The 13751-nt window shown below is 35.8% G+C and carries 12 protein-coding genes; 8 read left to right on the forward strand and 4 right to left on the reverse strand.

Annotated features, from left to right (window positions below):
* Positions 1-103 precede the first annotated feature (103 nt).
* Both BAZ10_RS15930 and BAZ10_RS15935 read left to right on the forward strand, forming a co-directional pair.
* Entirely contained in the window at positions 104-1243 is a 1140-nt protein-coding gene (locus tag BAZ10_RS15930) for an acyl-CoA dehydrogenase (RefSeq protein WP_009088054.1), read from the forward strand.
* A 27-nt stretch (positions 1244-1270) separates the two neighbouring features.
* Positions 1271-1675 carry a hypothetical protein gene (locus BAZ10_RS15935; protein ID WP_078772875.1) on the forward strand — a complete coding sequence of 135 codons (405 nt, stop codon included), beginning with the start codon at positions 1271-1273 and terminating at the stop codon, positions 1673-1675.
* A gap of 49 nt (positions 1676-1724) precedes the next feature.
* On the opposite strand, the gene BAZ10_RS15940 is transcribed toward BAZ10_RS15935, so the two are convergent.
* Positions 1725-2153 (reverse strand): hypothetical protein, encoded by a 429-nt coding sequence (locus BAZ10_RS15940; protein ID WP_078772876.1) that lies wholly within the window; start codon positions 2151-2153, stop codon positions 1725-1727.
* 272 nt (positions 2154-2425) lie between these two features.
* Between BAZ10_RS15940 and BAZ10_RS15945 the strand changes: the two genes are divergently transcribed.
* The 6 genes from BAZ10_RS15945 to BAZ10_RS15970 all read left to right on the forward strand — a co-directional run bounded on the left by BAZ10_RS15945 (position 2426) and on the right by BAZ10_RS15970 (position 10218).
* On the forward strand, positions 2426-4156 hold the full coding sequence (locus BAZ10_RS15945) for a cellulase family glycosylhydrolase (RefSeq protein ID WP_078772877.1): 1731 nt from the start codon (positions 2426-2428) through the stop codon (positions 4154-4156).
* A gap of 122 nt (positions 4157-4278) precedes the next feature.
* The gene (locus BAZ10_RS15950; protein WP_078772878.1) at positions 4279-5109 is read left to right on the forward strand and encodes a helix-turn-helix domain-containing protein; all 831 of its coding nucleotides are present in this window, start codon (positions 4279-4281) and stop codon (positions 5107-5109) included.
* Positions 5110-5226: 117 nt separating this feature from the next.
* Positions 5227-6537 (forward strand): TolC family protein, encoded by a 1311-nt coding sequence (locus tag BAZ10_RS15955; protein ID WP_078772879.1) that lies wholly within the window; start codon positions 5227-5229, stop codon positions 6535-6537.
* Positions 6538-6589: 52 nt separating this feature from the next.
* A complete protein-coding gene (locus BAZ10_RS15960; RefSeq protein ID WP_078772880.1) occupies positions 6590-7723 on the forward strand; it encodes an HlyD family secretion protein in 1134 nt (377 codons plus the stop codon).
* Between the two features lie 79 nt (positions 7724-7802).
* The gene (locus BAZ10_RS15965; protein WP_185116414.1) at positions 7803-9416 is read left to right on the forward strand and encodes an MFS transporter; all 1614 of its coding nucleotides are present in this window, start codon (positions 7803-7805) and stop codon (positions 9414-9416) included.
* Positions 9417-9516: 100 nt separating this feature from the next.
* The gene (locus BAZ10_RS15970; RefSeq protein ID WP_078772882.1) at positions 9517-10218 is read left to right on the forward strand and encodes a class I SAM-dependent methyltransferase; all 702 of its coding nucleotides are present in this window, start codon (positions 9517-9519) and stop codon (positions 10216-10218) included.
* Between the two features lie 19 nt (positions 10219-10237).
* Here the strand turns inward: BAZ10_RS15970 and BAZ10_RS15975 are convergent, their stop codons facing one another.
* The 3 genes from BAZ10_RS15975 to BAZ10_RS15985 form a co-directional block, all read right to left on the reverse strand.
* Entirely contained in the window at positions 10238-10903 is a 666-nt protein-coding gene (locus BAZ10_RS15975) for a hypothetical protein (protein WP_245803844.1), read from the reverse strand.
* Between the two features lie 52 nt (positions 10904-10955).
* Positions 10956-12989 carry a methionine--tRNA ligase gene (metG, locus tag BAZ10_RS15980; protein WP_078772884.1) on the reverse strand — a complete coding sequence of 678 codons (2034 nt, stop codon included), beginning with the start codon at positions 12987-12989 and terminating at the stop codon, positions 10956-10958.
* 91 nt (positions 12990-13080) lie between these two features.
* Positions 13081-13704 carry a porin family protein gene (locus tag BAZ10_RS15985; RefSeq protein WP_045179223.1) on the reverse strand — a complete coding sequence of 208 codons (624 nt, stop codon included), beginning with the start codon at positions 13702-13704 and terminating at the stop codon, positions 13081-13083.
* Positions 13705-13751 lie beyond the last annotated feature (47 nt).

Consider the following 13751-nt stretch of genomic DNA (forward strand, 5'->3'; position numbering starts at 1 on the left):
TGAGTTTCGTAAAGATAAAATATTTATTCTTTCTATCAAAAATAAAAATCTTTTTCGGATTTTTAAAAAATTGTATTTTTACGAAAAATAACTCAATAATAATATGGACTTTAATTTATCAGAAGAGCAACTGATGATTCAGCAGGCAGCAAGGGATTTTGCACAGAACGAACTTTTACCAGGAGTAATCGAGAGAGATGATCAGCAAAAGTTTCCGGCCGAGCAAGTGAAGAAAATGGGGGAAATGGGTTTCCTGGGTATGATGGTAGACCCTAAGTACGGTGGCGCCGGAATGGATAGTGTTTCTTATGTATTGGCAATGGAGGAGATCTCTAAGGTCGATGCTTCTGCAGCTGTTGTAATGTCGGTAAACAACTCTTTGGTATGCGCAGGATTAGAGCGTTTTGCAAGTGAAGAACAAAAAGTAAAATACCTTACACCTTTAGCAAAAGGAGAGGTTATTGGTGCTTTTGCTTTATCTGAGCCTGAAGCGGGATCTGACGCTACATCACAAAGTACAACCGCAGAAGATAAAGGGGACTACTACTTACTGAATGGTACTAAAAACTGGATTACCAATGGTAATAATGCTACTTATTACATTGTAATAGCACAAACTCATCCGGAAAAAGGACATAAAGGTATTAATGCTTTTATCGTAGAAAAAGGATGGGAAGGTTTTATCGTAGGTAAAAAAGAAGATAAATTAGGAATTAGAGGAAGTGATACGCATTCTTTGATGTTTACCGATGTAAAGGTACCTAAAGAAAACAGAATTGGTGAAGACGGATTCGGTTTCAAATTCGCAATGGCAGTACTGAATGGCGGTAGAATTGGTATTGCTTCTCAGGCTTTAGGTATTGCTTCCGGAGCTTACGAACTGGCTTTGAAGTATGCTAAAGAAAGAAAAGCTTTTGGAACTGAAATTATCAATCACCAGGCGGTTGCTTTCAAATTGGCAGATATGCATGTGAATATTACTGCTGCAAGAATGTTATGCTTTAAGGCTGCAGTTGAAAAAGACGCTGGAAAAGATATTTCTGAAAGTGGTGCTATGGCAAAGTTGTTTGCGTCTAAAACAGCAATGGATACTACAATTGAAGCAGTACAGATTCATGGTGGATACGGATACGTAAAAGAATACCACGTAGAACGTATGATGCGTGATGCTAAAATCACCCAGATCTATGAAGGAACTTCCGAAATTCAGAAAATCGTAATTTCCAGAGCGATTGCTAAATAATTAAATAAAACACTAAATTCTACTATTATGTCTGAAACAATCTATGAAAAAAAGAAAAGCGGCTTCGGAAAAATTATTTTCTGGGTTGTCCTGGTTTTACTTTTGGTTTTCGGAGGCTGGTTTTACTACAAATACTATTTTGTTTTTGGAGAAGGAGTAAAATCCGGAACTCTTAACTATGTGGTTAGGAAAGGGAATGTCTTTAAAACCTATGAAGGAAAAATTATTCAGGATGGTTTCGGACGGGCAAAAACCGGAAACGGAATCAGTAGTTATGAATTTGAATTTTCAATAGAAGATGAAGCTATATTCAAACAATTGGAAACCAATAGTGGAAAATACTTTGACCTGCATTATAAAGAATATCACGGTGTTCTTCCCTGGAGAGGAAATACGGTGTATATAGTTGATAAAGTTGTTAGTATGAAGTAAGTAAGAAGCTCCCGAAATTTCGGGAGCTTTTTGTTTATAATTCTATTCATTAAGGTTTATTACATTGCGAATAATCTACATCGAAGGTGTAATTTTTGTCACTTAATTTTTTAATATTAGGATTATTATTATGATCAGGCTTATAAGAGGCACCAGTACCAAGATCCACACCAATACCTATGATTCCCCATCCGAGAACAGTTAATATAAAGTTTCCTGTTCTGAATGCTTTGTCAAATGTCTGGGTTTTAGGTTCACAATCATTTTGCTTTACTTCCACTACTAATGGTTTGTTTCGGGGGAATAATTTTGTTGCCTGACCGGTGCCCAGTTTATTACCGCTCACATAAATATCAGCATTTGGATGATCTTTTACATTGATTGTACCAGAGTACTTACTACCGCCAAAGATAACGCCGCAACTGTTTAAGGAAAATACTGTTATTACAGTAATTGCTAAAAAAATAATTTTCTTCATTTTAGTTTAGTTTAAAAATTTCGTAATAAATATATAAAATATATTAATATTTGTATTATTAATTTTATTTTAAAGTAAATAATGTATAATTATATATGTTTTAGGTGTAATTTATAATTTTTAATAAAAAAAGTATAAAATCATTATTGATATTAAAAGAACATATGTATTCTGAAATTTTTCAGAAAGTTTTTATTTTTATTTAATATCTTTGGTTAGATAATAATTCGATTTCTAAAAAATAATCATCAAACTTTAAAAATATTTCCGCTATGAAAAGAGTAATACTTGCGTCCTGTTTTTTATTGTCTCAATTTGGGACATCTCAGTTACTAAAGATTGAAGGCCAGAAAATAGTAAATGATAAAGGAGAGAACGTTTTACTAAGAGGTTTAGGTTTAGGAGGATGGATGTTACAGGAAGGCTATATGCTGAAGACAGCAGATTTTGCAGGTCCACAGTACCAGATTAAGAATAAAATAGCAGAGCTTACAGGAGAGGAAGGCATGCATGCTTTTTATAAAAAGTATCTGGAAAACGGAATTACTAAAAAAGATATAGATGCACTGAAATCCTGGGGATTCAATTCTGTAAGATTGCCAATGCATTACAATCTTTATACTTTGCCTATTGAGAAAGAAAAGGTGAAAGGACAGGACACTTGGTTGGAAGAAGGTTTTCGTATGACCGATGATCTGTTGAAGTGGTGTACAGAAAACAAGATGTATCTTTTTCTGGATATGCATGCTTTACCTGGAGGGCAGGGAAATGATGTAAATATATCGGATAATGACAAGGCGAAACCTTCTCTATGGGAAAGTGAAGAAAACAGAAGAAAGTCTGTTGCACTATGGAAGAAACTTGCAGAACGTTACAAGGACAGTCCGTGGATTGGTGGATATGATATTATCAATGAACCTAACTATGGATTTACAGGAAAGAATCTTAATGGATGCGACGAAGAGTCTAATGCACCACTAAGAAAATTTATGGTAGATGTAACCAAAGCTATCCGTGAAGTGGATCAGAAACACGTGATTATAATAGAGGGTAACTGTTGGGGAAATAACTACAAAGGAATCTTCCCGCTATGGGACAACAATATGGTACTGAGCTTTCATAAATACTGGAATAAAAATGACCAGAACTCTATTAAGCAAATGCTGGATTACCGTAATCAGTACAATGTACCTATTTGGTTAGGAGAGAGTGGTGAAAATTCCAATGTATGGTTTACGGAAGCCATAAGCCTTATGGAAAATAATAATATAGGATGGGCTTTCTGGCCAATGAAAAAAATCGATAATATTGCCGGAGTAGCCAATGTTAAAATAACACCGGAGTATGAAAAATTATTACAATACTGGAAAAATGGTGGTGAGAAACCTTCTAAGGAATTTGCATCTAAAGCATTGATGAAGATAGCAGACAATTACAAATTCGAAAATACAGAAGTTAAAAAAGATGTAATAGATGCGATGTTCCGACAGGTAAATAGCAATGAGGTGCTTCCGTTTGCAGTGCATAAAATACCGGGAAGAATCTTTGCTACCGAATATGATCTGGGAAGAATTGGTGCTGCTTATTATGACAAAGACGCCATTAATTATCGTATAGATACCGGTGAGCAGATCAACTGGAACTCCGGAGATAAGATGAGAAATGATGGTGTAGATATATATAGCAATAAAGATAAAATTTCTAATGGCTATTATGTAGGAAAGATTGAAGATGGAGAATGGTTAGGCTTTACTTTACAAAGTGCGAAAGCAGGTATCTATAATCTGGAAATACGTTATGCCAATGCCGGTACAACAGGTATAATATCCATAATTGATGCTAAAGGACAAAAAATAACAGAAGCACAATTACCGGGAACAGGAGGAGACCAGGTTTGGAAAACTGCAATTATAAAAAATGTAAAAATTTCTAAAGGAACCGACAGAATAAAACTTCAGTTTGATAAAGGCGGGTTTAATCTGAATTATATAGATTTTAAATAGAAATACAGACCACTATCTATATCCATTTATACCGACCACAAGAGAATTATTTCTTTTGTGGTTATTTTTTATTTATAAAAAATAGCGGATCATAATTTCTTATTTTTGCTAAAAACAAGATAATGGAATTTAATGCCTTAAAGATCTTCACAGAACAGAATCTTCATGACAGTCTGACGATGGGGCATCCATACCATCCCAATAACCCATTGTTTTTGTTTTTGAAGAAAGGTAAAATGGTAATCAAAGAACAGATTAATGTATTTGAAATTATTGAAAATACCATTATTCTTATAGATTCCCGTTCAGTATATGAGATTATGGAAGTAAGTGAAGAGCTTGAAGTGAAAGTTCTTACTTATCAGCGTTCATTTATCAGTAAAATAGGATTGAAATTCAACAGACTGAATATATATCACAATATAAGAATGGAGCTCAGGAGAGGCTATACATTTACCGACAGAGAATTTGAGGTTTTCTGGGATATATTAAAAGGTATTGACTATTTTCTGGATGAAATAGATGATCTTGAATATGCTGTTGAAAGTATTGAAAGTCTTTTTAGTGCATTTATTTATAATGTGTCCAGTTTTGTTATGCGTAATCGGAAGAATACCAAAGGTATGATGACGCGTAATCAGGAAATTGTTCTGGATTTTATAGGTTTGGTAGGTGAGAATTATCTTAGCCAGAAAAGCGTAGAGTTCTATGCACAGACTATGATGCTTTCTACACGCCATCTATCTTCAGTTATTAAAGCAGAAACTGGTAAAACAGCCGGGCAAATGATTAATGAATTCATAATAAATGAAGCAAAAGCTTTATTAGCCTCTACTTTAAAGCCTGTTAATGAGATTGCTAACCGACTAAATTTTAGCGATCAATATTCTTTCAGTCATTTCTTTAAAAAGCATCAGGGGGTAAGTCCTACTGAGTATCGAAACCAGTTTTAGATAGGTAATCTTACTTTTGAACATCTTTATCTTTTCTTTAAGCATTACCTTGGGCATAATTTCAGCGTAAATTTGCATTGTAAATCTGATTTCTGAGATTTACGAAAAGCAAGGAAAATGAAAAACAAAGTTATAAACTATGCAATGGCAGCAATGCTTTTGTGCGGAAGCCTTATTGCCGCACAAGAAGTAAGAAGCATGACTGCAGATGAGGTGATGGCTCTGGCATTACAGAATCATCAACAACTTAGATTATCCGAAAAAAACATTGATATCTCAAAACAACAGACTGAGGTTAGCAAATTACAGAAGTTACCTACAATTACAGCATCTACAAGTCAGTTTTATTTAGGAAATGCCCTTATTATAGACAAGGATTTTTCTAATTCTACTAATGTTGCTATGCCGCATTATGGCAGTTCTTATGGCGTACAGGCTAGTCAGCTTATCTTTAAAGGTGGACTTGTAAAGAAGTCTATTGAAATGGCAGGTTTGCGTGAGCAGCTCGCAGCGCTGGATCTGGAAAAGAATCAACAGGATGTGAAATTTCTGGTTTTATCAAATTATCTGGATGTTTACAAATTAAAAAATCAGGAACAGATTTTTCAGAATAATAAAAAACTTGCTCAGGAGAGATTAAAGAATATTCAGAAGTTCAACCAGCAGGGAATGGTAACCAGAAATGAGGTGATCCGTGGTGAACTGGCAATAAAAAGTTTGGATCAGGGGATTCTTACGCTGACCAATAATAAAAAGATACTTAATTATAATCTGGATATTGCATTGGGACTCCCACAGGAAACAGAGATCAATCCAACTGAAAGCCTTGATGGTAAAGAGTTGGCACGTGGAGCAGACTATTATATAGAAATGGCATATCAGAACAATCCTCAATTAAAATCTGCCAATACCAATATTGCTGTGGCACAAAAGAATATTGAGATTATCAGTACCGATAAGATGCCTACACTGTCAGGATTTGGGGGCTATAATATGCAGAGACCTATTACAACAAGAACACCAGTTCTGGACATGTATTCCAATACTTGGCAGGCGGGAATTTCATTAAGCTATAACATCGATAATCTTTATAAAACCAAGGAGCGCCTGAAAGTTGGTGAATTACAAAAAGCACAGGCACAGGACGCACTAACGCTTACCAGACAGAGCATAGATATGATGGTAAATGCCGCTTATGTAAAGTACCAGGAATCTATAGATCAGGCAAAGCTAATGGATGATGCACAAAAGTTAGCTGAGGAAAACTATAAAATTACAGAAGCTAAATATCTTAATCAGTTGGCAGTACAGGCAGAAATGATAGATGCGCAAAATCAGAAACTACAGGCAGAACTAGATTTTGTAACGGCAGAGATCAACGTATTGTACCAATACTACAATCTTCTGAAATCTACAGGAAGTTTATAACTGAACTTTTTCTCAATCAATAACTAATAAAGAATAACACAAGGATACATATATGGAAAGCAAGAATAATGTACAACAAGAACAACCTACTCAGGTGACAGGGGCAAAAGTGCAAATGTCAACAAGGGTAGAGGAGAAAAAAAAAGCTAATAAAAAAAATAAAATAAGAAGCATTATTGCAAACTCAATTGTATTTATAATTCTTATTGCTGGTTTTTATTGGCTGGTTAGAGAATATTTTCATATCGGCGACAAAGATTATACTGAAGCTGCTCAGGTTGAAGAATTCATTAACCCTGTAAATACACGTGTTGCGGGATATATTAAAGAAATTAAATTCATAGAGCACCAACAGGTAAAAAAAGGTGATACGCTACTCATCCTCGATGACAGAGAAATACAGACACAATTGGGACAAGCTGAAGCAGCATATCAGAATGCTTTAGCGCAAAGAAACGCCACAAGCTCTTCGGTAAATACAGTTTCTAATAATGTAAATGTAATGGAGTCTAATATTGCAGGAGCAAAAGCACGACTATGGAATGCTGAACAAAACCTGAACAGATACAAAAATTTGCTGGCTGCAGAAGCTGTAACCAGACAACAGTATGATCAGGTAAAAACTGAATATGATGCACAAAAAGCAGCATACGAAACCTTGGTAAACCAGAAGCAGTCTGCAAATCTTTCTACAACAGAAGTGAAATCCAAATTAGGGATCAACGATGCAGAGATTAAAAGAACAAAGTCTGCTCTGGATATGGCTAAACTAAATCTTAGTTATACAGTGATTACAGCACCTTATGACGGTGTTATGGGGAGAAGAGTAATCTCAGACGGACAATTGGTACAGGCTGGCCAACAGATTGCAACAATTGTGTTGAATGGTCAGAAATGGGTAACTGCAAACTTTCTGGAAAGTCAAATGCCTAAAATTGCTGTAGGAAAGAAAATAATGATGTCGGCAGATGCACTGAGGGGGCAACAATTTGAGGGAGAGGTTACAGCCATCTCGGCAGCTACAGGTTCCAGATATTCCAGTGTACCTACAGATAACTCTACGGGTAACTTTATCAAAGTTCAGCAGAGAATACCAGTAAGAATAGAATTTACTTCGGGCAATGATAAGCAAAAGCTTAGTCAGCTCCGTGCCGGGATGAACATGATTATTAAACTGAAAGATTAATCTTATTACAAAGGTGAAATGCGAGGTGTAGAGTCTGATATGAAAACTACTTATTCCCTGCATTCACGATTTATATAAAATGTATAACAAAGGACTATTTGCCAATTGGGTTCCAAAACCGCTACAGTTACTTCTTATAGCGATATTTTCTACATTCACGATGTCGTTGTCGGGAGTGAACACAGGGAATATTACCTACATGTACAGTAGCATGGGGAGTATGTCGGAATACTTCTCCATGGCCAATTATGCAACAACAATCGGAATGGGAGCTGTAATGCCGCTGGTTATGCGGTTTAAATTCCGTTTTAAGATTAGAGATAAATTAACATTTGCATTTGTTTTTATTGCTGCGTTAAGCCTGCTGAGCGCAACAACCAATCAGCCGGAACTTATCGTATTTACAGCTTTTCTCGTGGGATTTATGAAAATGTTTATCATGATAGAATTTTTTCTGCCACTAATGATGATTCTGAGTCCGGACGGTAACAGAGGGAAATTCTATTCTGTTTTCTATCCGTTTGCTATTATTGTCAGTCAGGTTATCAACTATATTTCCGTAGATATTTCTGTACGCTATAATTGGGAACATTTTTATATACTGACAGCTATAGGGGCTTTGCTTATGGCATTATTATGCTGGATATTCATGCACAACCAGTATTTTTCTGTAAAGATGCCATTGTATTATATCGACTGGTTGAGTGTATTATTGTTCGCAGCAACTTTTCTGTTTTCCGCTTATGTATTTACATTTGGGAAACAGCAGGACTGGCTAAATTCACCGAAAATAATAGATGCCAGCATTGCTGCATTCGTATGTTTTGTAATGCTGGCCTTCAGACAGACAAGATTGAAAAGACCCTATATATCTTTTAAAATTTTTAAAAGAAAAAATGTTTACAGCGGATTATTGATGTTATTAATGCTCGGTATGTTCCTGGCTACCGGAACAGTACAGAATATATTTGCTGTAAGTATACTGGGATATGACCTTGTAACGAATGCGGAACTGAATCTGTGGATGATTCCCGGAATGGTAGCTTCAGGTGTAATGGGTATGATGTGGTTCCGACAGAATATAAATATTAAATTCTTTGTATTATCAGGCTTTGCAGCATTAATAGCTTATAGTATCATCATGTATTTCTCAATGGTTCCGGAGATGAACTTTGAAAGATGGTACCTGCCAATGATTTTAAAAGGTTATGGTATGTGCAGCCTGTATATTACGGTCTGGTTTTACATGATGGATAAACTGGACATTAATGATATGATGGCGGCTATCGGATTGGCACTTGTATGGCGGTCCTTTATCGCAGTAGCTGTTTTTAGTGCTTTGTTCTATTGGTTTCAGTACGATTTTCAGGTAACAAGCCTTGGAGATATGGCAGTATATCTGGATGGTATTAATCTGAGCCAGCCTGCAGCCATGCAAAACCTGAAAGTATTTCAAATCAATGCTATTTTAGCCGCTAATAAAAAGCTTTTTGGATATATTATTATCGCCGGAATAGGAATTATGATCTATGTATTGCAACATGGTTTTGGCAAAGAAAGATTTACTTCATACAACCGTTATGTACGCCTGATTAAAGGAAGAGGACTCATAGCACAACGAAGAAGAAGAGAACAGCTTATTCTGGAAAGAAGTGCTGAAGGTATAAAAGATGCAGCCGGATCTGCATTTTAGAAAAAAATTCCTTGTTTTTCATGTGAATCCCCAATGCTTCATTGCTGCGGGGATTCTTTTTTTGTAGTTTTGAAGTCTGAACTGATATTAGCTTAAAAGCATGAAAGATTTGATGGGAAAGGCAATCTGGGATTATTTTCATAATCAGAATCCTGAAGATTTGCAGACAGAAACCTCTATTTCCGAATTAGATGACTTACCAGTTGCTTATTTGTTTCGTGATTTTGATGAAATGAATGATCTGGAGCAGGCAGCTCTGGAACTTGCAACAGGAAAAATACTGGATGTAGGAGCCGGAGCCGGCTCACATAGTTTATATCTTCAGGACGAAAAGAGAATGAATGTGACAGCACTGGATATTTCACCAAAATCTGTTGAGATTTGCAAAGAAAGAGGTATCAGTAAAGCTGTATGCAAATCTGTTCTGGATTTCTCAGATGAAAAATTTGATACCATCTTATTGCTGATGAATGGTACCGGAATTTTTGAAAGTCTTACAAAGATTGATATCTATCTTCAAAAGCTGAAAACTTTGCTTAATGATGGCGGGCAAATCCTAATTGACAGTACCGACATTTTGTATATGTTCGACAGAGATGAAGATGGCGGTGTTTACATTCCGGCTGGAGGTTATTATGGAGAATTAGGTTATACGGTTCATTATAAAGGAGAGTCCGAAGAGCCTATTACATGGCTATATTTGGATTTCAATACCCTTAAAAATGCTGCAGAGCACAATGGCTTTTCTATAGAAAAAGTTTTGCAAGATGAAGATTCTTTCCTGGCAAGATTGACATTATAAATTACGAAGTAATATTATGTTAAGATGCTATTATCTTAGATAACAGATAATGCGAAAATAAGTTTTGCGGATTCATATAGATAAGTAATGCCATTGCAAATGCCAATAAGGCTGGTAATAGTAATGATTCGGCTCTGTAAGGAAGCTTTTTAGGCATTACTAATGCAGAAATTATATATAAACTTAAGCCTCCTGATGTCATGATAAATGTTTCAGGGCTATAGCGTGAATACATTTTATTCTCATTAAGTGTTGAAATTGCACCCAGTAAATAATCTTGAACAAAAGGATAAATAAACCCAAATAACAGAACAAAGATTACCGGAGTATATTTCTTTACTTTAATAAAATTTAAAGCTAATAATATAGCTCCCGGAATAGTACCAAATAATATACTTAATACAACAATATAAGTTAATGGGTAAAGCTTGACAGCATTGGGATCATCCGTGATATGGTCTTCCCAAATTTCATTTTCTTCAGTAGCTTCAGCTATTTCCGCTTCTTTTTTGTCCTGAACAATTTTCTGAACTAAAGTTTCTTGCTGATTAGAAAATTGATGTCCTCTTTCCTTAAGAATTTCAAGAGCCATTTGCACAGCTTCTGGAGTGAAGCGACTTTCTGGTGCTATATATATTTTCAGTTCTTGATCCGAAAGCTTTTCTAAAGTACTTTTCTTAACCATACTCATAAAAAATGGGCACCTAGTGCCCATTATATATAATTGTAATCAGAAATTATTTAATCTCAATTCCGTTTTCTACAGGTTCATCCGGAGTTACAAAAGATAATTTTCCGTCTGGTTTTGTTGTCAGAAGGAACATCCCCTGAGATTCAATACCACGGATTTTTCTTGGTGCAAGATTCAAAAGAATCATTACCTGCTTCCCGATTAATTCTTCAGGATTAAAGCTTTCAGCTACACCCGAAACTACAGTTCTGATATCTACACCTGTATCCACTTTGAATTTTAAAAGCTTGTCTGCTTTTTCTACTTTCTCAGCTTCAAGGATTGTTGCTGTTCTTAAATCGATTTTTCCAAAGTCATCAAAAGTGATTTCTTCTTTCATAGGATTAGCGTTAGGGTTGGTCTTTTTATTATCTTGTTTTGTCTGTTCCAGTTTTTGGATTTGTGCTTCAATCACATCATCTTCAATTTTTGAGAAAAGAAGAGATGCTTCATTGATCTGGTGTCCGCTGGCAATAAGAACATTATTATTTTCTAAATCTGCCCAGTCTGTTTTAGTAACGTTGAACATATTCAACAACTTCTCAGAACTGAATGGCATAAACGGTTCAGATAGCTGTGCTAAAGCAACCGCTAATTGAGCACCTACAAAAAGAGAATGTGCTGCTTTTTCCGGATTATCTTTAATGGTCTTCCAAGGTTCTTCTGTTTGCAGGTATTGGTTACCAAAACGAGCAAGATTCATCAATGCCGATAAAGCATTTCTAAATTCAAATTTATCTAAGAACTCAGCAATTTCTTTTGCAGCCTTGTTTATTTCAGCTAGTTCAGGTGCATTAACATCTCCCTGAGGAATAACACCATCATAGTATTTATGAATTAATACCGCAACTCTGTTGATGAAGTTTCCGAAAATACCCACTAACTCTGAATTGTTCTTTGTCTGGAAGTCTTTCCATGTAAAATTGTTATCCTTAGTTTCTGGTGCAGAAGATAGCAGAGCATAACGCAATACATCCTGTTGTCCCGGGAATTCTTCTACATATTCATGTGCCCATACCGCCCAGTTTCTGGAAGTAGAAATTTTATCATTTTCCAGATTCAGGAATTCGAATGCAGGTACATTTTTAGGCATAATATAATCACCATGAGCCTTCATCATAGCAGGGAAAATAATACAATGGAATACAATATTATCTTTTCCGATGAAATGGATCAGATTGCTGTCTTCATTTTGCCAGTAATCTTTCCAGTCCTTACCATTTTTCTCAGCCCATTCTTTGGTAAAAGAAATATAACCGATAGGAGCGTCAAACCATACATACAATACTTTTCCTTCAGCACCCGGTAACGGAACCGGAACTCCCCAGTTCAGGTCTCTCGTCATTGCACGAGGTTTCAACCCGTCATTTAGCCATGATTTTACCTGTCCGTATACATTTGGTTTCCAGTCATCCTTATGACCTTCAATAATCCATTCGTTCAGGAAATTTTCATAATCGTTTAATGGAAGATACCAGTTCTTTGTTTCCTTTAGAACCGGAACATTTCCACTTAACATAGATTTAGGATTGATAAGCTCGGAAGGAGAAAGGGTAGAGCCACATTTCTCACACTGGTCACCATAAGCATTTTCGTTGCCACAATTAGGGCATGTTCCAACGATATAACGGTCAGCAAGAAATTCTCCTGCCTGCTCGTCAAAGTATTGTTCAGAAACTTCTTCAGTGAACTTTTCTTTATCGTAAAGTGTTTTAAAGAAATCTTGTGAAGTTTCATAATGTTTTTTAGAAGTCGTTCTGGAATACTCATCAAATGAGATTCCAAGATCTGCAAAAGACTTCTTAATAATCTCGTGATATTTGTCTACTATATCCTGAGGTGTTACACCTTCTTTTTTAGCACGTATAGTAATTGGGATTCCGTGTTCGTCGGAACCACAGATAAAAGCAACATCTTTTCCTAATCTTCTCTGAAATCTCGCATAGACATCTGCAGGAATATAAACACCTGCTAAATGCCCAATATGAACCGGTCCGTTTGCATAAGGCAAAGCTGCCGTAATCATCTTTCTTGTAGACATTATTTTCTAGTTTTTTGCAAATATACGGATAATGCTAAAGAAAAAGGCCAAGCATTATACCTGACCTTTACTGTATTTAAATAATAAGTGATTAGAATGCTAAACCTAAGCCTACCTGGAATACATTATTTTTCGATTTGCTATAACTGTATCCGATAGGATTGTCCGTTTTACCAATATTCGTTAAACCTGCTACATAACGGGCATTGATTCCTAGATTTGGTGTAATATTGAAACCAAGACCTACTCCTAAACCAAAGTTGAATGTATTCAAATTATCTGTAGCTGTTTTTGTCCAGTCATCTACAGAAACATTACCGTTCCCGTCTTTTAGTTTATTTTTAGCACTTACCAGAAAACTGAATTCCGGACCTGCTTCTAAATAAAATTGCTGAGTGGCATTGAACTGAAACATAACCGGTACAGAGATATAACCTAAATTGGTGCTGTAAGAATTCTGATTGTCTCTTCCGAAAGTAACCTTAGAGCCTAAATCGTTGTAAATAACCTCCGGTTGAATGCTGAAATTAGAAGAAAGGGGAGCGTTTAAGAAAACACCGGCGTTGAAGCCTATCTTAGACTTTGTGTCGCTAAGGCCTCCGTTTTCAGAAATTGAAGAAACGTTCATACCCGCCTTAATACCGAATTTCGGACCTACTTGTGAAAAGGCAAAAGTTCCTGCCAGTAATCCCAGTCCTAAAAATAGTTTTTTCATAAATCAAATTTTACTTCCCGAAAACCTACAAACCAAATGCCAAAAAA

Origin of the sequence: Elizabethkingia occulta, from assembly GCF_002023715.1 — a bacterium.
Lineage (GTDB): Bacteria > Bacteroidota > Bacteroidia > Flavobacteriales > Weeksellaceae > Elizabethkingia > Elizabethkingia occulta.

Coding starts and splice junctions, on each gene's coding strand:
- BAZ10_RS15960 (WP_078772880.1), top strand. CDS start 6,590: ATGGAAAGCAAGAATAATGTACAACAAGAACAACCTACTCAGGTGACA.
- BAZ10_RS15950 (WP_078772878.1), top strand. CDS start 4,279: ATGGAATTTAATGCCTTAAAGATCTTCACAGAACAGAATCTTCATGAC.
- BAZ10_RS15955 (WP_078772879.1), top strand. CDS start 5,227: ATGAAAAACAAAGTTATAAACTATGCAATGGCAGCAATGCTTTTGTGC.
- BAZ10_RS15940 (WP_078772876.1), bottom strand. CDS start 2,153: ATGAAGAAAATTATTTTTTTAGCAATTACTGTAATAACAGTATTTTCC.
- metG (WP_078772884.1), bottom strand. CDS start 12,989: ATGTCTACAAGAAAGATGATTACGGCAGCTTTGCCTTATGCAAACGGA.
- BAZ10_RS15935 (WP_078772875.1), top strand. CDS start 1,271: ATGTCTGAAACAATCTATGAAAAAAAGAAAAGCGGCTTCGGAAAAATT.
- BAZ10_RS15945 (WP_078772877.1), top strand. CDS start 2,426: ATGAAAAGAGTAATACTTGCGTCCTGTTTTTTATTGTCTCAATTTGGG.
- BAZ10_RS15985 (WP_045179223.1), bottom strand. CDS start 13,704: ATGAAAAAACTATTTTTAGGACTGGGATTACTGGCAGGAACTTTTGCC.
- BAZ10_RS15975 (WP_245803844.1), bottom strand. CDS start 10,903: ATGGTTAAGAAAAGTACTTTAGAAAAGCTTTCGGATCAAGAACTGAAA.
- BAZ10_RS15930 (WP_009088054.1), top strand. CDS start 104: ATGGACTTTAATTTATCAGAAGAGCAACTGATGATTCAGCAGGCAGCA.
- BAZ10_RS15965 (WP_185116414.1), top strand. CDS start 7,803: ATGTATAACAAAGGACTATTTGCCAATTGGGTTCCAAAACCGCTACAG.
- BAZ10_RS15970 (WP_078772882.1), top strand. CDS start 9,517: ATGAAAGATTTGATGGGAAAGGCAATCTGGGATTATTTTCATAATCAG.